Source organism: Arenibacter flavimaris, from assembly GCF_030291335.1.
GTDB lineage: Bacteria > Bacteroidota > Bacteroidia > Flavobacteriales > Flavobacteriaceae > Arenibacter.
This window is the reverse complement of record NZ_JASWIM010000023.1, coordinates 63,407-81,977: the sequence shown is the minus strand read 5'-3', so window position 1 is coordinate 81,977 and position 18,571 is coordinate 63,407. Positions and strand designations below refer to the sequence as shown.

The window sequence follows — 18,571 nt, the reverse complement described above, 5'->3', positions numbered from 1 at the left end:
ATATATATTGGTACTTTGTCCTCGACAAAAACTAATACTATATGAAAATGAAATGCTTAGCCCTAGGGCTTGCATTGTGCTCACTTTTTATATCCTATTCTCAAGAACCCAATGCCCCCGAATTTGGCAAAGGTCTTTTTAATTTGATGGGCAAGGACAGTACCTGGAGCTCCAAGATTGCGGCTAGAATGCAATTTTTGAGTGGCACGACTTGGACTGAAAATCCCAACGGAAATTATACAGACCCCGATTTTAATGCTTTGATAAGAAGGGCAAGGTTAAAATTTGATGGATTTGTATATTCCCCTAAACTTCGTTACAAACTGGAGTTGGGATTGTCCAACAGGGATATTTCCGGTGGTTCCAAATACACTGGTAACGCCCCGCGTTATATACTGGACGCCGTAATAATGTGGAATTTCTATCAAAATTTTGAACTTTGGGTAGGCCAAACCAAACTGCCCGGCAATATGGAGCGGATTATTTCTTCAGGCAATCTTCAAATGGTGGACCGTTCCCTATTAAATGGTCAGTTTACCTTAGACAGGGATATGGGCATTCAACTTAGACACCACTCCCATCTAACGGATACATTTGTGATACGCGAAATAATCGCAATTTCGCAAGGAGAAGGTAGAAATATCACCACTGGAAATCTAGGTGGCCATCAATACAGCGGACGCGTGGAACTACTTCCATTTGGTGAATTTAAAAGAGGTGGCGAATATAGTGGAGGCGATTTAAAAAGGGAAAAATCCCCAAAACTGATGGTGGCCGCCACGTACAACCTGAACCTCAATGCGGTTAAGACCAGAGGTAGCCAAGGGACATATATGGTAACCGACTTCGGTTTTCACCAAACCGATATCAACACCCTATTTCTAGATGCCATGTTTAAGTATAACGGATTCTCCTTTATGGCCGAATACGCATATAGGGATGCCGAAGACCCCATTGCGAGAAATATGGACGGTTCCCAGACCGGGGAGACAGTGCAGATAGGGCACGGATTAAATCTGCAAACCGGATATCTTTTAAACAGTAATTGGGAAATTTCCGGAAGATACACCAACATAGAACTGGAGAATAATATTACCATAGAAAACCCTAAAAATCAATACACCCTAGGACTTTCAAAATATATTGTTGGCCACAAATTGAAGGTGCAAACGGATATTAGCTATCTATCTGTTGGCAGTGGCCCTGATGAATTAATGTACAGACTGCAATTGGATGTACATTTTTAAGAATAAAATATAACCTTAAGATAACGTTACGAACCTAGAGACTTTAGATATTTGCAAACTATTTTTATAAGATAATGGACAATTTATATTTATTAATGATCATTGCCCTTGCCTTCTTGGCAATAGCAGATTTGGTAGTTGGGGTTAGCAATGACGCCGTTAACTTTTTAAATTCCGCAATTGGCTCCAAAGCCATTTCGTTCAGGACCATTATGATAGTGGCCAGTTTGGGTATAGCCATAGGTGCCATTTTTTCCAGTGGAATGATGGAGGTGGCCCGTAAGGGAATCTTTCACCCAGGTGAATTCATGTTCAGCGAAATTATGATAATTTTCATGGCGGTAATGATTACCGATATCCTGTTATTGGATTTTTTCAACACGGTTGGGATGCCCACTTCCACAACGGTATCCATCGTCTTTGAACTGTTGGGAGCCTCGGTAGCCATGTCCTTTATAAAAATTGCCTCAAGTGGGGGCGACTATATTGATATTTACAATTATATAAACACTTCAAAGGCTACTGAAATTATTTTGGGCATCTTGCTTTCCGTTGTAATTGCCTTTTCCATAGGAGCCATGGTTCAATATCTGTCCCGTATTCTACTTTCTTTCGACTTTAGAAAAAAGGCTAAGATAATAGGAGCGCTCTTCGGAGGTATTGCCCTGACAGCAATCACCTATTTCATTCTTATAAAAGGTTTAAAAGGGGCTACTTTTGTAAGTGATAATGTTCTGGATTATATAAAAAACAATACCGGCACCATTATCATTGGAAGCCTTGTACTTTGGACCCTGGTATCTTATATTATTTCGGTAATATTGAAATACGACGTGTATAAACTCATTATTATAGTAGGTACATTTGCCTTGGCACTTGCCTTTGCAGGGAACGACCTTGTTAACTTTATTGGAGTCCCCATCGCCGCTTGGCAATCTTTTGAGGCTTGGCAAGCTTCAGGGATTCCGGCAACCGAATTTAGTATGACAGTGTTGGCCGAAAAAGTTCCTACCCCCACTATTCTATTGTTCGTAGCAGGAATGGTCATGGTACTTACCTTATGGTTTTCCAAAAAGGCACGTTATGTAACCCAAACCGAAATTAACCTATCTAGGGAAGGGGAATCCAAGGAGCGTTTTCAACCCAATTTTTTATCAAGGGGAATAGTTCGATCGGCTATGATGTTGTCTACGGTCACCTCTGCCCTTTTACCAAAAGCCCTACAGGAAAAAATAGATTCCAATTTTAAAAAGCCCGTTATACCCCTTTCCAAAGATAAAACATTTGAAATGCCAGCTTTTGATATGGTAAGGGCTTCCGTTAATTTGATGGTTGCCGGGGTGCTGATATCCGTGGCCACCTCGTACAAATTGCCATTATCCACTACCTATGTAACATTTATGGTAGCAATGGGAACCTCTTTGGCCGATAGGGCTTGGGGAGCTGAAAGTGCCGTTTACCGGGTTGCCGGAGTATTGAATGTCATTGGAGGCTGGTTCTTTACGGCCATTATAGCCTTTGTTTCTGCCGCAGTTATAGTTTCACTTATCAATATACATGTACCCTCCATGGTGGCGGTTCTGTTATTGTTGGCAATCCTCTTGTTGGTAAGAAATTATATTTCACACAACAAAAAATCCAAGGAAATCCGGGCGGAAGACAGTTTAAGAAAGGCTGAAAGCAGCTCTATCCAAGGGGTGATCGAAGAAAGTGCGGACAATATTTCCAATGTGGCGAAAAGAAGTAACAAAATATACACCCACATCATCGACGGACTTGCCAAACAGGATTTGGAGCTATTGAAAAAGAACAAAAAAGGTGTTGGTAAACTTTCTGACGAAATAGATGAATTACGAGATCATATATTCTATTTCATCAAGAATCTGGATGAGGCAAGTGTTGGGGCCAGTAACCTATATATCAACATTTTAGGGTATTTGCAAGATATGGCCCAATCCTTGGAATATCTGAACAAGATAAGCCATAAACACATCCACAATAACCATAAAAAATTAAAATACAACCAGATAAAAGAGTTAAAAGAAATAGACCTTGAATTGCAAAAATTACTAAGTGCAACAAAGGCGGCTTTTGAAACTAGATCTTTTGATCGTATTGGTGAAATTTTTGCCAGTAAACAAGCACTTTTGGATATGGTTTCGCAAAAAATAGAAAAGCAGATTGCTAGGACACGTACCGAAGAATCCAGCCCAAAAAATACTACTCTGTATTTTACCTTTCTTCTGGAGACAAAAGATTTTATCAACGCTACCATGAACCTTTTGGAGCTCTATTACAACGAACACGATAGTACGGTAATACCTGCCAAATTGGAAGTGTAATAGTGTTCCTTTCAATTATAAGTTTGCATGAAATACTTATTTATAATAATCTGTTTTATACATGCTACGGGATGTGTGAGCCAGGGGATATCCGGATCCGAACTCCTGGATAAGGCTATTGAATATCATGACCCCAACAACAATTGGCACTCCTTTAAGAATGATTTTTCAGTGACCATGGAATCGCCCAAAGGGGATATCCGAAAAAGCCTCATCAACATTGACCGGCCCGCATCCTCCTTTAAGTTGACCACAAATATGGCTGGGAAAACCCTGGAACAGATTATGGTCAGGGATACATGTATTTTGAAAATTGATGGTAAGGCCATTATTTCAGAAAAAGATAGGGCAACCTATAATATCTCCTGTGAGCGGGCCAAAAAAATGAGGGATTACTACACCTATCTCTATGGCCTTCCAATGAAATTAAAAGACCCGGGGACCCTTTTAGACCCACTTGTTGATACCAAAACCTTTAAAGGCAAGAACTATTTGGTACTAAAGGTTACTTATTCAAAGGAAGTGGGAACAGATACCTGGTATTTTTATTTTGATCCTTCCAGCTATGCCATGGAAGCCTATCAATTCTTCCATGATGAATCCAAAAATGATGGTGAATACATTCTATTATCAGGAGAAGAGATAATCAACAATGTAAAAATGCCTAAGACTAGGGCATGGTACTACAATAAAAACGATCAATATTTAGGAACGGACATTTTGAGTAAACTATCTCAGGGCAAGCCCGCGAGGCATTGAAAGAAAATTCAAATTTGATTTCGACGCAAGCGTCAGAGCATTTAAATCTCGATTATCGAGTAAAACCCCCTAATGACCTATCTATAAAAATTCATTTCATCCATATATTTCCAGACTCTTTCCGGAAGCATAGGCCTTACATTTTTACCCAATTTATGTTGCGCCCTAATAAAGGTGGAGGATATTTCCATGATTGGAGCATCCACCCGTTGGATCCTATCGTGATTCTTAAAACGATGCACCACTTCCCCTTCGGATATCCTTGGGTAGACATAAATGTAATGGTTTTCCAAAATTACCTCAAAGTTCTTCCATTTATGTAGCCCTTTTAAATTATCCTCCCCCATTATCAAACAAAAATTGTGTTTATCATCATATTTTTCAAGAAGATAGGCAAGGGTGTTTACTGTATAATTGGGCTGGGGCAGATCAAACTCAATTTTGCTAGGTTTTAATTTGGGATAATCCAGGGTAGCTTCGGTTACCAGCTGATAACGATGATGATTGTCCAGCAGGCTTTTCTTGGTTTTAAAAGGACTTTGTGGAGTAACCACAAACCAGACCTCGTCCAGATCGGAAAACTCTACCATATAATTGGCTATCACCAAATGCCCTATATGGATCGGATTGAAGGTGCCGAAATAAAGTCCAATTTTTTTATTCATACGAAACTTGATGCAGTATCATTATTCAAGGAGTACACTAATCCTATTTGCGAGGGCCAATCTGTACCAGACCCTGTTTCCTATATTTTACTTTTAACTTCAACACCTACATATTCTGCCACCAATTTATGGGCCTCATTCAAAGCGGTATCCAAATCGTAATTCTTAATCACCGCATCAAACTGAGGGGCGGTCGCCAACTCTACCGAAGCTTTCGCAATCCGCATATTTATTTTATCCTCGGATTCCGTACTGCGTTTTTTCAACCTAATTTTGAGTTCATCAACACTGGGAGGTTTCACAAAAACGGCAAGTGTCTGATCAGGAAACTTCTTCTTTATCCGCAGACCCCCAACTACATCTATATCAAAAATGACATTTTTACCCTCTGCCCAAAGTCGGTCTACCTCACTTTTTAAGGTCCCATAGAAATTGTCCCTATAGACTTCCTCCCACTCCAAAAAATCATCATTTTTAATATGTCTCTTAAATTCGGACAAGGTCATAAAATAATAATGCTCCCCATGCTTTTCCTTACCTCTCCTAGGCCGGGAGGTAGCTGAAATGGAAAAAGCCAAATTTAGCTCTGGCTGGTTTAATAAATGTTTGACAATGGTAGTTTTTCCACTGCCCGAAGGGGCAGAAAAAATAATTAATTTTCCTCCTTTCATTATAAAACGTTAAGCATTTGTTCTTTGATCTTTTCCAATTCATCCTTCATTTGCACGACCAACTGTTGCATTGGGGCAAAGTTTGCCTTGGAACCAATGGTATTGATTTCCCTCCCTATTTCCTGACTTATAAAGCCTAGCTTCTTACCATTGGAGTCATCAGATTTAAGCGTAGCGGCAAAATAATCCAAGTGATTTAGCAAACGGACCTTTTCTTCCGTAATATCATATTTCTCAAGATAATAGATCAGCTCTTGTTCAAAGCGATTGGTATCCAGATCGGCCTTTAGGTCCGCCACGGCCTTCTCCAGTCGCTCCCTGATCGTTAGAAGCCTATCGGGGTCCATTTGTGCCACTTGTTCCAACAAGTTCTTTAAAACACTTATTCTGGCCTCAAAATCGGCTTCCAAAACCTTTCCCTCCTCCGTTCTAAAAATGTTTATTTCCTTAAGGGCTTCCTCCAAGGATTCCTTAATGATCTTATATTCCTCTTCATCAATATCCTCCCGTTCCGTTTTCATAGTATCGGGCATTCGCATAGCAATTTCCAACAAACCCATTTCATTGCCCGAAACAATATGTCCCAATTGCTTCATATATTGCCTTACTACCACTTCGTTCACCTCTGAAGAGGTCTCTGCACCCGTATTTTCTATATAAAGTCCGAAATCTACCTTGCCCCTGACCAATGAACCTGCAATAGTCCTGCGCAGTTCCAATTCCTTTTCCCTATAGGTGGATGGTATTCTAGCATTTAAATCGAGACTTTTACTGTTCAGCGATTTAATTTCGATGGTAATTTTTTTCGAAGGAAGTTGAATAACATGCTTCCCAAACCCTGTCATAGATTGGATCATAAAATATTTTTAGAATTTGTCAAAGGTAATTAAAATTGAGGTTTGTATATCTCGATAGTTCAGTACTGTCCAAAGTAGTTCATGGAGACCATAAACACCATTTTGAACACTTCCCTAATTGGGTTTACCACCTTTATGAATTCGTTTCCCATTTTTATCAAAATTATCCGCCAATTGCTGTTCGCACCAAAATATGCCTACAAATGCAGCAACCACAAGGAAAAAAATGGAAATACCAAAGGACCATGGAGGAGAAATGAAATAAGTGGCCGCACCTACTATCAAGGAGGACACGCCCACGTAAAAAAACATTTTGGCTCCTATTTTGTTACCAAAATCCCATGTCTCTTGATTCCTCATACTTTTCCTTGTACGGTAACCATAAATAAAATTAATGCTTTTGGGAGGGAATGCCCTATAGTACCAGGAAAAAATAATAAATAGTAGACCGGGCCCTGTGGCTCCAAGAAAAAACACCCATTCCATTTAAAGTTCCCGTACCCAAATATTCCTATAGCTAACCCTACTATTGTCCCCATGGTCCTGTAGTCTTAAAGGCCCCTTGCCATGTGCAGGATTTTTGGGCCAGCCAATATAGGGAGTGGTTCCCTTAATTTCAACATTGTCCTGAATCAGTACGCCATTATGTAAAACCGTTATGGTCCCAGATTTAATTTTATCCCCTTCATCATTGAATTCAGGAGCATGATAAATAATATCATATATATTCCATTCCCCTGTGGGCACCGATGCCATGGCGAGGGGCACGTGCTGCTTGTAAATAGAGCCCACCTGTCCATTAACATAGGTGTCATTATCATTGTTGTCCAAGACCTGTACCTCATACAGCCCATTTAAAAAGACACCGCTATTGCCCCTACTTTGACCTTTACCCTGTATTTCCGCAGGAGATTTCCATTCCAGGTGCAATTGAATACTTCCAAAGTTTTGTACCGTCTGTATATCCCCAGTTTTATTATTAACAGTCATACTGCCATCATTGTTCACTATCCATTTGGCCGCGGTACTATCCCTTGAGCTGATCCAATTATCCAAATTGTCCCCGCCAAAAAGTACAATGGCATCACTGGGAACTTTTTTTATGGGGTCATAGGGATTAACTACAGCTGGTACTGGTTTATACAATTCGGTCTCCTCAGGAGTAGTGGGTTCTATACCTGCATATTCCGAATGAACCACAATCTCTTCCCCCCCGGTTTCTGTTCCCCTTGACTCCAAGGCATCCACCGAAACTTTATCCTTACAGGCCAAAACCAAAATCGATAAAAAAGGGATAAAAATTAATCTTATTCCCATAAGCATTCCAATATAGATTTAGTCCAATGATTTAATTTTAATATTTCTATAGGACACTATATCCCCGTGATCCTGTAAACCTATTTTTCCAGTTCTATACTTCCCAAAATGTTCGGAACCCTTAAATTTGGATTTGGAGATCATAGCCTCCCATTCCTCTCCGTGTAAAGGGAAAGAAGCCACTTCCGTACCATTCAACACCACATTCCCCTTATTGGTTTTATGATTTACTGTGATAACACAGGTATTCCATTCCCCTACAGGTTTGGTAACATCCTCACTAGGACCAACCATATCGTACAAAGCTCCAGCCTGTCTTACAGGCCCATTTTTGGCGTCAGGGTGTTTTTGGTTGTCCAAAACTTGGATTTCCGGTCCGGAATGGTAGGCCTCTGGAAGACTTTCCACCTCCTTGACCCCCCAAAAAATACCACTATTTCCACCTTCCGAAATTTTCCAATCTACGGATAGTACAAAGTTGGTAAAGTCTTCCTTGGTCACTAAATTGTATTTCTCCCCCTTTTTACGCTCTTTTGGCGGATAGTATACCATGGCACCATCCTCTATTTTCCAGGCATCCCCTACACCATCCTCCAAGTACCTTTTCCAGGCATCGAAATTTGTCCCATCAAAAAGTACTTGCCATTCGTTTTCCATGACATTGGTAGCTGGGGTTTCTTGCTCCGAATTGGTCACAGCATCCGAATCTACGGTCTTTTTGTCTGATTTTTCCTTACATCCCATTACCATAACGGCGATCAAGCTGCTAAATATTAATTTTTTCATTTCCCTTATATTTATTTTAAAGTCCTAATATTTTCTTCAATACTGATTTATCTATGGCCGCCCCGGCGAAATCATCAAAGGTCTTTTCAGTGGCTTCAATAATATGCTCTTGGATAAACTTGGCGCCTTCCCTAGCTCCCTGCTCCGGGCTCTTTATACAACACTCCCATTCCATCACGGCCCACACATCGCATCCGTACTGGGTTAATTTAGAGAAAATGGATTTGAAATCTATTTGCCCATCCCCTAATGAACGATATCTTCCTGCCCTGTCGCCCCAATCATTAAAGCCCCCAAAGGCACCTTTTTTTCCAGTTGGATTAAATTCGGAGTCCTTAACGTGAAATGATTTTATGAATTCGTGATAATGGTCTATATAGGCAATGTAATCTAACTGCTGAAGTACAAAATGGCTAGGATCGTACAAAATATTAACACGTTTATGGTTCCCGGTGGCCGCCAAAAAACGTTCAAAAGTATCCCCATCATGTAGATCTTCACCTGGATGAATTTCGTAACATACGTCCACACCCTCCTTGTCAAAGTGATCCAAAATGGGCAACCATCTTTTAGCCAGTTCTTCAAAGCCCATTTCTACCAATCCTGCAGGTCTTTGAGGCCAAGGATGGGCGGTATGCCAAAGTAGGGAGCCAGAGAAAGTGGCATGTGCATTTAGTCCAAGCCTACGACTCGCCGTGGCCCCTTTTTTAACAACATCAATGGCCCATTCGGTTCGTGCCTTTGGATTATTCTTCACCTGGTCCGGCGCAAAGTTGTCGAACATCAGATCGTAGGCAGGATTCACTGCTACCAATTGTCCTTGCAAATGGGTGGACAACTCTGTAATTTCCAATCCATAGGAATTTATCTTTCCCTTTAGTTCATCACAGTAAGTCTGACTCTCGGCAGCCTTATCCAAATCGATTAGAAAATCTACCCATGTAGGTATTTGTATTCCCTTATATCCTAAATCGGATGCCCATTTACACAAGCCATCCAAGGAATTGAATGGTGCTTTTTCATCAACAAATTGCGCTAAAAATACTGCCGGCCCTTTAATTGTCTTCATTTTGATTTTTTATTAAGTATAATTGAAAATAACCTCTGTTAACATTTAGGATAAAAATCCTATATTTAAAGTTTGTAGCATATACCTACAAATGCGAAGTCATAAATATAGGAAAAGCATCAGAATTAAAACAAGAAATTTAGAATGAATCAAGGTGAAATATTTGATGCCATTGTTGTAGGTACTGGAATTAGTGGGGGCTGGGCAGCTAAAGAACTTTGTGAGAATGGGTTAAGGACTTTGGTGCTGGAAAGAGGTCGAATGGTAAAGCATATCGAAGATTATCCCACAATGAACGACGATCCCTGGGATTATCCGTTAAAAGGTGAATTATCCAAAACGGATAGGGAGAAATATCACATACAAAGTAGGTTGAATTGGGCACCGGTGGAAAGCAATAAGCATTTCTTTGTAAACGACCTGGAGCATCCTTACGTTGAAACCAAACGATTTGATTGGATTAGAGGATATCAGGTGGGCGGACGTTCCTTAACATGGGGCAGACAGAGTTACCGATGGAGTGATATTGATTTTGAAGCCAACAAAAAGGAGGGTATTGGTATTGATTGGCCTGTTAGATATAGGGACATTGCGCCCTGGTATGACAAAGTTGAGGAATATATAGGGGTAAGTGGCGAGCCCCTGGGGCTAAAGCAATTGCCCGATGGCAAATTTCAACCCGCCATGAAATTAAATTGTGTAGAGGAAGACTTTCAAAAATCTATCGAGGAAACATTTGATGACGGCCGTTTGGTGACCATTGGCCGTACGGCACATATTACAGATCCAAATGCAGATTTTGAAGGTCGTGGAGTATGTCAAAATCGAGATAGATGCTGGCGCGGCTGCCCTTTCGGAGGCTATTTTAGCAGCAATTCATCCACTTTGCCGGCCGCCGAAAGAACGGGCAATATGACGCTCAGACCCAATTCCATTGTTTACGAAGTTGTCTATGACGATAAAACAAAAAGAGCGACCGGCGTAAAGGTGATAGATGCGGAGACCAACGAAAAAATGGAGTTCAAAGCCCGTATTATTTTTCTTTGTGCGTCATCCATGGCCTCTGTGGGTATTTTATTGCAATCTAAAAGCGAACGCTTCCCAAACGGCCTTGGAAATGACTCGGATGCCTTGGGAAGAGGAATTATGGACCATCACTATAAATTAGGGGCAACCGCTAATGTAGATGGATATTTGGACAAATATTATAAGGGTCGCCGTGCCAATGGTTTTTATATTCCCCGATTTGTAAATTTGGACGAAAGGACCAAACGTGATGGGTATATTCGTGGCTTCGGGTTTCAAGGCACGGCCAGTAGAGGTGATTGGTCGGAAGCCATTGGGGAATTGGGATTTGGAAAAGAACTCAAGGAAACCATACTAAAGCCAGGGCATTGGACCATAGGTGTCACCGGTTTTGGTGAATTCCTTCCCTATGATGACAACAGGGTTACCTTAAGCCCTACTGAAAAAGATAAATGGGGGCTTCCACAACTGGCCTTTGATGTTGAGTTTAAGGAGAACGAATTGAATATGCGCAAGGATATCATAAAAGTTATTGTGGAAATGTTTGAAGCGGCAGGATTTAAAGATGTAAACGCCTATGAGGAAGCTTCCGGGCCAGGATTGGGAATCCATGAAATGGGCGGTGCCCGTATGGGGCACGACCCCAAAACTTCAATCCTGAACAAAAACAATCAAGTACATCTCGTTCCCAATGTTTACGTCACCGATGGTGCTTTTATGACCTCTTCAAATTGTGTAAATCCCTCATTGACCTATATGGCATTTACCGCCAGGGCTGCAAATCATGCTGCCAAACAATTGAAAGAGGGTACATTTTCATAATATCCTTCGAGAAATAATTAATGTTTTAAATCGTTACTGTTAAACCTTAGACCTAATTAAAATGGACAATGCTTCGGCTAGAAATATGTGGGGTGATTTTTTGGATGCCCACTTGGAATTTGCTTTTGAAGAAGCCCCTAAAGTGTTACACTTTAGCGACAATGAACAAGATGCAGACCACGGGGTGGAACTGGTCATCAAAAACCTTAAGAAAGCGACCACCTTTTCCCTTTTGGGCCTGCAATACAGAAAAGAGCCACTTCCCAAAATAGGTGCCTTTATAATCCTTACGGATTGGAGCGGCAAAGCAAAATGTATCATTAGGACAACAGCTGTAAAACTAAAGCCGTTCTTTAGTATTTGCAAAGAGTATGTACAATTGGACTGCTTGGGCGATAAAAGTCTGGAACATTGGAAAAAGTTCCATTGGGATTATTTCTCACGTGAATTGGCCCCTTTTGAACGTGTTCCTCGAGAAAGTATGATCGTGGTCTGTGTAGAGTTTGAAAAAATATACGGATGAGAATCCTTTACATTAAAAAGGGCCGCAAATGCGACCCTTTTTTTTATACCCAATCGCGTATTATTTTAAATTGATCCAAACGTTGCCCTTTTTGTTGGATTCCACAGTGCTCTCTATAAAATCGAGCCCGCGAACACCATCCATCATGGTTGGGAATTCTCCATCGTTATATTTTTGCCCTCGAATAGCCCTTGCAACACCCAAATAAATATTGGCCATGGAATCAAAGATACCTTCGGGATGCCCTGCAGGTAATTTTGTTCCATCCAAGGACAACTTGGAATTATAGGCATGACCAGGCTTATAAACCTGAAGCGGTTTATCATCGCTCAGCACATAAAGGTAATTGGGATTTTCCTGCTCCCATCTCAGTCCACCTTTCTCACCATAAATAGCAATGGAAAGTCGGTTCTCCTCCCCGGTAGCAACCTGGCTGGAGCGTATAACCCCTTTCACATGTTTGTCCATACGGATCAATACCGTACCGTCCATATCCATTTGGTTATCTTCATATAAATAATTGAAATCTGCCAAAATGGATTTGATGGTCAATCCCGTGGTATATTCAATCATATTAAAGGCATGCACCCCTATATCTCCCATACAGGAACTGATCCCGGCCTTCTTAGGGTCCAATCTCCAAACCGTTGAACGTTTGTCCTTGTCATGGATAATGGAGTTGATCCACCCTTGATAATACTGTGCGTCCACCTTATGTATCTTCCCTATGGCGCCGGACTTTATCATTTCCCGCATTTGTCTAACCATAGGATATCCCGTATAGGTATGGGTAACCGCAAAAACCGTCTTGGCCTTTTCCAAGGTAGCCTGTAAAATTTTGGCTTCCTCGTAAGTGGTGGTCATGGGCTTTTCACAAATTACGTGAAACCCATTTTCCAATAACTTTTTAGCCATAGGAAAATGCAAAAAGTTAGGGGTCAGCACCGAACAAACCTGTATACGCTCTGTCTCTGGAAGTTTCAATTCCTCTTCCACCAAGGTGTCAAAATCCTTATAGATTCTATTGGTAGGCACATCTATTTCCTTGGCAAAAGCAACATTTTCCTCAAAAACAGGGTTGAAAACCGCTCCAACAATCTCGTAATTATCATTGATCTGTGATGCCACCCGATGCAGCACCCCAATAAGGGAGTCTCCTCCACCTCCCAAAATTCCTAATCTAATTTTCTTGCTCATAATGTATTTATTCCTAAGTTACTCTTTATACTCAACTTCTACGTTCTTAAAAAATATTGCGAACAACAACATTGCCCCTAAGGCAAAAACAGCAGGAAATGTCCAAATATTGGTCCAACTGTGTATCCCTTCACCAATTACATAACTATCCGTTATAGTTCCTGCCACCCAAAAACCAATCAACATTCCAACCCCATAGGTAGCCAAGGTTATCAATCCCTGGGCCGCACTCTTAAATTTGTCACCTGCCTTGGAATCCGTATAAATTTGTCCTGAAACAAAGAAAAAATCATAACAAATTCCATGAAGGGCTATCCCCAAAATTAACATAAATGCCAAATCTCCAGCATTACCGTATGCAAATAACAGATACCTAATGGTCCATGCCAACATTCCGGCAATCAAAGTATTTTTAAATCCAAATTTCTTGAAAAAATATGGCAATAACAACATAAATAAAACTTCCGAACCCTGGCCAATGGTCATTTTACCGGTGGGATTTTCCATTCCGATCTCCGACAAAAACGGGTTGGCATTTTGGTAATAAAAGGCCAATGGAATACAGATTAAAATAGATGAAAGAAAGAAAATAAAAAAATTTCTATCCTTTAGGAGTTTTAGGGCATCCAGCCCCAAAATACCCGAAATGGATACCTTTTCACCGGTTTTTACCTTTGGTGGCGTTTTGGGCAGGGTAAAGCTAAAAATCCCTAAGGCCGCTGATGCAATGGCCACCATTAAAAATGTATTTTTCAAAAGACCTTGTTCCCTAGAAGTTTCCGAATCCCATAGGAACACAAAACTAATTATGAGTCCGGCCACTATCCAACCTACGGTACCAAAAACCCTCACAAAAGAAAACTCCTTGGCAGGATTCTTCATCTGACTAAAGGAAATTGAATTCACCAAGGCCAAAGTTGGCATATATAGAATCATGTATCCAAGTACATATGGATAGAAACCAGCAAAATCGACCGCCATATACATTTGATACATCATTATCGCGCCAAGAAGGTGCAAAACCCCTAAAATGCGCTCTGCATTGAAATATCTATCCGCTATTAAGCCAATGATAAAAGGTGCAATTATGGCCCCCCAGGATTGGGTGGAATAAGCCATTGCCGATTCTGCACCCGTGGCCTTGAGATTCTGCCCCAAAAAAGTGCCAAGTGTTACAAACCAACCTCCCCAAATAAAAAATTCGAGGAACATCATTAAGGACAACTGAACTTTGGTCTTTACATTCACGTTATTGTAGGTATATTTAGCGTTTATAAGTTGCGTAATCCAAGACCAAGGGCTCAATGGAGTTGTTTCTAAAATCAATGGAAATTTGTGCCCTGTGATGGGTGGAATGGTTTATGATATGAAATAACATATCCTGTATGGTATTGGTAAACAATCTACCCTGCGAATTCTCATAATCCAAGCGCTTTTCAAAACTATCCACATTGGTGATTATTTCAAAAGAGCTTCTTTGATTTTCATAATGCAGGTCGCCCCAATCTTTTAACGATTGTAACTGAAATACACCATACTCCACTTTTTTACCAAGAATTCTGGCGTTCCATATATGGTGTGCATTTAATATATGACTGAACAGTTCCGTTGTCCTTTCTGGAACGTTTTCCAGTCTTTGGCACTCTTCAATCAATTTCTTATTGCAATAAAAGTTATAATCGAACAGTTGATTGAAAAAAGCCTTCATAAAAATAATGCTAATTAAGTTCCTTACCAGCTTTTATCAATAGATCCCTGGTGGCGATTATTCCCTGCTCCTCACTGAGCACGCTACCTTCATACTCCACGCCTATAAAACCGGTATAACCGGCATCCTTGACGATTTTAAGTATTCTAGGGTAGTCCAATTTGGTTTCATTGCCCTCGGCATCAAAATTGTAAGATTTGGCACTTACTGCCAAGGCGTGTGGCATTAACTCACTAATACCTTTGTAAATGTCATATTCCTGGGCGCAACCATCCTTGGACCTCTCAATGCAAAAGTTACCAAAATCGGGTAGGGTGCCACAATTATCCATATTTACCTTGGTCATAACCTCTGCCAACATAACGGCATTGGACGATAGACCACCATGATTCTCCACCAAAATCTCAATATTTTTATCCTTGGCATAGGTAGCCAACTGGGTTAGACCATCCACAGAACTGGCAACCCATTCATCGGGAACCTTGCTTCCGGAAAGGTTGACCCTAATAGCATGGCAACCCATGTCTGCAGCAGCATCTACCCACTTGTAATGATTTTCAACAGCCTTCTTTCTTTTTTGTGCATCCGGTGTGGCAAGATCTCCTTGACCATCGATCATTATCAACACGTTTTGCATTCCATGTTTTTTGCTTTCGGCATTGCATTTTTCCACGAAAGAAGCCATGGCTTCCTTGGAAAAATTGGCAGCCTCCAATTCCTTATAATAAAGGGCACTTACATACTCCAATCCAGTAAAACCCCAATTCTTGGCCTTTTCGGCAAATGTATATGGATCCACACCATCTTCACGCACCATTTTATGCATTGACCATTGCGCGAGCGACAATTTAAAAAAAGGTTCCGTAGCCTTCATGGACACTTCTGGGGTTCCTACATCTTTGGGCTGCTCCTTGGGGGCTTCCTTACAGGACAAGGCACCCATTAACAAGGCAACCAAAACCACCTTGACACCTTTTGAATTTAAATTTTTTTGCTTCATTTTTAAGTTTTGAGATTATATCCGAGAATTAATAATTACTATAACGTTATAGTGCCATAGTATTAATATATATAGGGTTTAAATGTAAAAAATTAATTTTATATTTAATAAATTTATTAAATAAACAATTTCATAAATGAGCAAATTCAATAACAATGAAGTGCAGGATTCGTATGATGCAATTGTCGTGGGTACGGGTATTAGCGGAGGATGGGCCGCTAAAGAACTATGTGAAAAAGGACTCAAAACCCTAGTGTTGGAGCGCGGAAGGATGGTGAAGCATATCGAAGATTATGAGACGGCCAATTTGGATCCCTGGGATTTTCCGAATGCCGGCGAACCAACCAAGGAAGATATTAAAAAACAGCCCAAACAGAATAGAACTGGATATACCACCAATGCCGCCAGTAAAATGTGGTTTGTAAATGATTTGGAACACCCTTATAATGAAATAAGGCGATTTGATTGGATGAGAGGTTACCACCTAGGGGGGCGCTCCTTACAATGGGGACGCCAAAGTTACCGCTGGAGCGACATCGATTTTACCGCCAATCAAAGGGAAGGTATAGCCGTCGATTGGCCAGTGCGCTATAAGGACATTGCACCGTGGTATTCAAAAGTGGAAAACTTTATCGGTGTTAGCGGGGAAGCACTTAACCTACCTCAATTGCCCGATAGCGATTTTCTACCGGCCATGGAAATGAATTGTGTGGAAGAACATTTTAAGAACAAAGTAACCGAAGGTTTTGACGACCGTGCCGTAACCATAGGTCGGGTTGCACATATTACCGGTACCAAAAATTTTGAAGGCCGTACCAAATGTCAATATAGAAATAGATGTATCAGAGGCTGTCCTTTTGGAGGCTATTTCAGTAGCTTGTCATCTACCCTACCGGCCGCAGAGGCAACGGGAAATATGACGTTGCGGACGGACTCCATTGTTCACGAAGTAATATATGACCCCGATACCAAGAAGGCTACAGGAGTAAAGGTCATAGACAGGTTGACCAAGGAAACTTTTGAATTTAAGGCAAAGGTAATTTTCTTGTGTGCCTCGGCCATAGCGTCTACCTCTATTTTAATGCAATCCAAATCCGATCGTTTTCCAAATGGTTTGGGCAACGACTCGGATCAATTGGGACGTAACATTATGGACCACCATCTAGGAGTAGGTGCTTCCGGTAAATTTGATGGCTTTGAGGACAAATATTACAAAGGCCGAAGACCCAATGGGATCTATATTCCTAGATTTAGGAACCTTGGGGGTGCTTCCGATAGAAAAGATTACAAGCGTGGTTTCGGTTATCAAGGTGGAGCCAGCAGAGGTAATTGGGAAGAAACGGTTGCAGAACTCTCTTACGGAAAAGAATTTAAGGAAAACATGCTTAAACCGGGTGGATGGAGAATGGGAATTGGCGGTTTTGGCGAAGTACTCCCTTATGAAGATAACAGGATGACCTTGGATTATGACAAACTGGATAGCTGGGGACTCCCCACGATAACCTTTGATGCCGATTTACAGGAAAACGAATTCAACATGCGTAAGGATATGCAGGAATCTGCAGTGGAAATGTTGGAAAAAGCTGGATTACGGGATGTAAAGGGACATGATGGACCAACCGGTTTGGGTCTGGGCATTCACGAAATGGGTACTGCCAGAATGGGACGTAACAGAAAAACCTCCGTACTAAACGGTAACAACCAATTACACGATGTACCCAATGTATATGTTACCGATGGGGCATTTATGACCTCGGCCAGTTGTGTTAACCCATCATTGACCTACATGGCCTTCACCGCCAGGGCAGCCGACCATGCGGTAAAAGAACTTAAAAAAGGAAATATATAATGGATAGAAGAAAAGCACTAAAAAATATGGGGCTGGCATTAGGATATACGGTAGCCACCCCAACCTTGATCAGCATCGTACAAGGTTGTAAAAAAGATACTGCCAATGTATGGACTCCGGATTTTTTAACCTCCGCCGAAGGAGCTGTTCTGACCCATTTGGTAGATATAATAATGCCTAAGACCGATACGCCTTCAGCTTCCGAAGTGCAGGTCCATATCTTTATAGATCGCTTTGCCGATCAGGTAATGGAAAAGGAGCAACAGGATCTTTTAAAAATGACTATGGGAAAATTCATGGAGAAGGCCCTGCAAAATTCCGGCAAGATGGAAATTGCAGACCTGACCCCCGAAGATTTGGAACCGGTCTTGGCCAGTGCCCTCAAAATTTCCAAAGCCGATCAAGCCAAAAACTTTAAGGCTATAAGTTCTTATACAGAAGCTGTTAAGAATGGCCAAACAGCCACCTTGGATGATGATGTGTCTAGATTTGCCTTTGCCAATAATTTAAGGGGGTTGGTTATCTGGGGCTACAAGTCGTCTGAGTTTGTAGGAGAAAATGTATTGCCCTATTTACCGGTACCTGGTGAATTTATAGCCTGTGGAGACCTTCAGGAACTGACCGGGGGCAAAGCTTGGTCCCTATAAATTATTATGACTATCAAAAATTGAAAAAAAGCTAAAAGAACTGGGATAGCCAATGGCATTCTGTTCTTTTAGCCTTATTTTTATAA

Annotated in this window: 18 protein-coding genes; 7 read left to right on the top strand and 11 right to left on the bottom strand. The window is 41.1% G+C overall.

Annotated elements, in window-relative coordinates:
* Positions 1-41 precede the first annotated feature (41 nt).
* The 3 genes from QSE00_RS16705 (at position 42) to QSE00_RS16695 (ending at position 4,348) form a co-directional block, all read left to right on the top strand.
* Positions 42-1,247 (top strand): porin, encoded by a 1,206-nt coding sequence (locus QSE00_RS16705; protein WP_286106821.1) that lies wholly within the window; start codon positions 42-44, stop codon positions 1,245-1,247.
* 74 nt (positions 1,248-1,321) lie between these two features.
* Positions 1,322-3,589: an inorganic phosphate transporter gene (locus QSE00_RS16700; protein ID WP_286106820.1), complete on the top strand. Its 2,268-nt coding sequence runs from the start codon at positions 1,322-1,324 to the stop codon at positions 3,587-3,589.
* 27 nt (positions 3,590-3,616) lie between these two features.
* Positions 3,617-4,348 (top strand): DUF6503 family protein, encoded by a 732-nt coding sequence (locus tag QSE00_RS16695; protein WP_286106819.1) that lies wholly within the window; start codon positions 3,617-3,619, stop codon positions 4,346-4,348.
* Positions 4,349-4,425: 77 nt separating this feature from the next.
* On the opposite strand, the gene nadD is transcribed toward QSE00_RS16695, so the two are convergent.
* From nadD to QSE00_RS16660, 7 genes are all read right to left on the bottom strand, one after another.
* A complete protein-coding gene (gene nadD / locus QSE00_RS16690) occupies positions 4,426-5,013 on the bottom strand; it encodes a nicotinate (nicotinamide) nucleotide adenylyltransferase (protein WP_286106818.1) in 588 nt (195 codons plus the stop codon).
* Between the two features lie 80 nt (positions 5,014-5,093).
* Positions 5,094-5,684, bottom strand: coding sequence for a guanylate kinase (gene gmk / locus QSE00_RS16685; protein ID WP_110356104.1), 591 nt, complete (start codon positions 5,682-5,684; stop codon positions 5,094-5,096).
* A complete protein-coding gene (locus tag QSE00_RS16680) occupies positions 5,684-6,541 on the bottom strand; it encodes a YicC/YloC family endoribonuclease (RefSeq protein WP_110356105.1) in 858 nt (285 codons plus the stop codon). Before QSE00_RS16680 ends, gmk begins: the two co-directional genes overlap by 1 nt.
* 114 nt (positions 6,542-6,655) lie before the next feature.
* Positions 6,656-7,027 carry an SdpI family protein gene (locus QSE00_RS16675; protein WP_110356106.1) on the bottom strand — a complete coding sequence of 124 codons (372 nt, stop codon included), beginning with the start codon at positions 7,025-7,027 and terminating at the stop codon, positions 6,656-6,658.
* Entirely contained in the window at positions 7,028-7,858 is an 831-nt protein-coding gene (locus QSE00_RS16670) for a 3-keto-disaccharide hydrolase (RefSeq protein ID WP_110356295.1), read from the bottom strand.
* Positions 7,859-7,876: 18 nt separating this feature from the next.
* Positions 7,877-8,644 (bottom strand): 3-keto-disaccharide hydrolase, encoded by a 768-nt coding sequence (locus QSE00_RS16665; RefSeq protein WP_286106817.1) that lies wholly within the window; start codon positions 8,642-8,644, stop codon positions 7,877-7,879.
* Positions 8,645-8,660: 16 nt separating this feature from the next.
* Positions 8,661-9,713 carry a sugar phosphate isomerase/epimerase family protein gene (locus tag QSE00_RS16660; protein WP_110356108.1) on the bottom strand — a complete coding sequence of 351 codons (1,053 nt, stop codon included), beginning with the start codon at positions 9,711-9,713 and terminating at the stop codon, positions 8,661-8,663.
* Positions 9,714-9,857: 144 nt separating this feature from the next.
* Between QSE00_RS16660 and QSE00_RS16655 the strand changes: the two genes are divergently transcribed.
* Together QSE00_RS16655 and QSE00_RS16650 are read left to right on the top strand one after the other, a co-directional pair.
* On the top strand, positions 9,858-11,561 hold the full coding sequence (locus QSE00_RS16655; protein ID WP_286106816.1) for a GMC oxidoreductase: 1,704 nt from the start codon (positions 9,858-9,860) through the stop codon (positions 11,559-11,561).
* Positions 11,562-11,622: 61 nt separating this feature from the next.
* The gene (locus QSE00_RS16650; protein WP_286106815.1) at positions 11,623-12,084 is read left to right on the top strand and encodes an ASCH domain-containing protein; all 462 of its coding nucleotides are present in this window, start codon (positions 11,623-11,625) and stop codon (positions 12,082-12,084) included.
* Positions 12,085-12,144: 60 nt separating this feature from the next.
* Here QSE00_RS16650 and QSE00_RS16645 read toward each other — a convergent pair whose 3' ends face one another.
* Genes QSE00_RS16645 through QSE00_RS16630 form a run of 4 tightly spaced genes read right to left on the bottom strand, consistent with a single transcriptional unit; the run spans position 12,145 to position 15,989 of the window.
* A complete protein-coding gene (locus QSE00_RS16645) occupies positions 12,145-13,281 on the bottom strand; it encodes a Gfo/Idh/MocA family protein (protein ID WP_286106814.1) in 1,137 nt (378 codons plus the stop codon).
* An 18-nt stretch (positions 13,282-13,299) separates the two neighbouring features.
* Positions 13,300-14,529, bottom strand: a complete 1,230-nt coding sequence (locus tag QSE00_RS16640) for a nucleoside permease (protein WP_110356112.1) — start codon at positions 14,527-14,529, stop codon at positions 13,300-13,302.
* A 16-nt stretch (positions 14,530-14,545) separates the two neighbouring features.
* The gene (locus tag QSE00_RS16635; protein ID WP_110356113.1) at positions 14,546-14,989 is read right to left on the bottom strand and encodes a DinB family protein; all 444 of its coding nucleotides are present in this window, start codon (positions 14,987-14,989) and stop codon (positions 14,546-14,548) included.
* 10 nt (positions 14,990-14,999) lie between these two features.
* Positions 15,000-15,989 carry a sugar phosphate isomerase/epimerase family protein gene (locus QSE00_RS16630; RefSeq protein ID WP_110356114.1) on the bottom strand — a complete coding sequence of 330 codons (990 nt, stop codon included), beginning with the start codon at positions 15,987-15,989 and terminating at the stop codon, positions 15,000-15,002.
* Positions 15,990-16,125: 136 nt separating this feature from the next.
* Between QSE00_RS16630 and QSE00_RS16625 the strand changes: the two genes are divergently transcribed.
* A complete protein-coding gene (locus QSE00_RS16625; RefSeq protein WP_286106813.1) occupies positions 16,126-17,838 on the top strand; it encodes a GMC oxidoreductase in 1,713 nt (570 codons plus the stop codon).
* Positions 17,838-18,485, top strand: a complete 648-nt coding sequence (locus tag QSE00_RS16620) for a gluconate 2-dehydrogenase subunit 3 family protein (RefSeq protein ID WP_286106812.1) — start codon at positions 17,838-17,840, stop codon at positions 18,483-18,485. Before QSE00_RS16625 ends, QSE00_RS16620 begins: the two co-directional genes overlap by 1 nt.
* The last annotated feature ends 86 nt before the right edge of the window (positions 18,486-18,571 follow it).

Bases quoted from the DNA above. Each gene is read 5' to 3' on its own strand.
- QSE00_RS16705 (WP_286106821.1), top strand. From the start codon at position 42: ATGAAAATGAAATGCTTAGCCCTAGGGCTTGCATTGTGCTCACTTTTT.
- QSE00_RS16700 (WP_286106820.1), top strand. From the start codon at position 1,322: ATGGACAATTTATATTTATTAATGATCATTGCCCTTGCCTTCTTGGCA.
- QSE00_RS16695 (WP_286106819.1), top strand. From the start codon at position 3,617: ATGAAATACTTATTTATAATAATCTGTTTTATACATGCTACGGGATGT.
- nadD (WP_286106818.1), bottom strand. From the start codon at position 5,013: ATGAATAAAAAAATTGGACTTTATTTCGGCACCTTCAATCCGATCCAT.
- gmk (WP_110356104.1), bottom strand. From the start codon at position 5,684: ATGAAAGGAGGAAAATTAATTATTTTTTCTGCCCCTTCGGGCAGTGGA.
- QSE00_RS16680 (WP_110356105.1), bottom strand. From the start codon at position 6,541: ATGATCCAATCTATGACAGGGTTTGGGAAGCATGTTATTCAACTTCCT.
- QSE00_RS16675 (WP_110356106.1), bottom strand. From the start codon at position 7,027: ATGGAATGGGTGTTTTTTCTTGGAGCCACAGGGCCCGGTCTACTATTT.
- QSE00_RS16670 (WP_110356295.1), bottom strand. From the start codon at position 7,858: ATGGGAATAAGATTAATTTTTATCCCTTTTTTATCGATTTTGGTTTTG.
- QSE00_RS16665 (WP_286106817.1), bottom strand. From the start codon at position 8,644: ATGAAAAAATTAATATTTAGCAGCTTGATCGCCGTTATGGTAATGGGA.
- QSE00_RS16660 (WP_110356108.1), bottom strand. From the start codon at position 9,713: ATGAAGACAATTAAAGGGCCGGCAGTATTTTTAGCGCAATTTGTTGAT.
- QSE00_RS16655 (WP_286106816.1), top strand. From the start codon at position 9,858: ATGAATCAAGGTGAAATATTTGATGCCATTGTTGTAGGTACTGGAATT.
- QSE00_RS16650 (WP_286106815.1), top strand. From the start codon at position 11,623: ATGGACAATGCTTCGGCTAGAAATATGTGGGGTGATTTTTTGGATGCC.
- QSE00_RS16645 (WP_286106814.1), bottom strand. From the start codon at position 13,281: ATGAGCAAGAAAATTAGATTAGGAATTTTGGGAGGTGGAGGAGACTCC.
- QSE00_RS16635 (WP_110356113.1), bottom strand. From the start codon at position 14,989: ATGAAGGCTTTTTTCAATCAACTGTTCGATTATAACTTTTATTGCAAT.
- QSE00_RS16630 (WP_110356114.1), bottom strand. From the start codon at position 15,989: ATGAAGCAAAAAAATTTAAATTCAAAAGGTGTCAAGGTGGTTTTGGTT.
- QSE00_RS16625 (WP_286106813.1), top strand. From the start codon at position 16,126: ATGAGCAAATTCAATAACAATGAAGTGCAGGATTCGTATGATGCAATT.
- QSE00_RS16620 (WP_286106812.1), top strand. From the start codon at position 17,838: ATGGATAGAAGAAAAGCACTAAAAAATATGGGGCTGGCATTAGGATAT.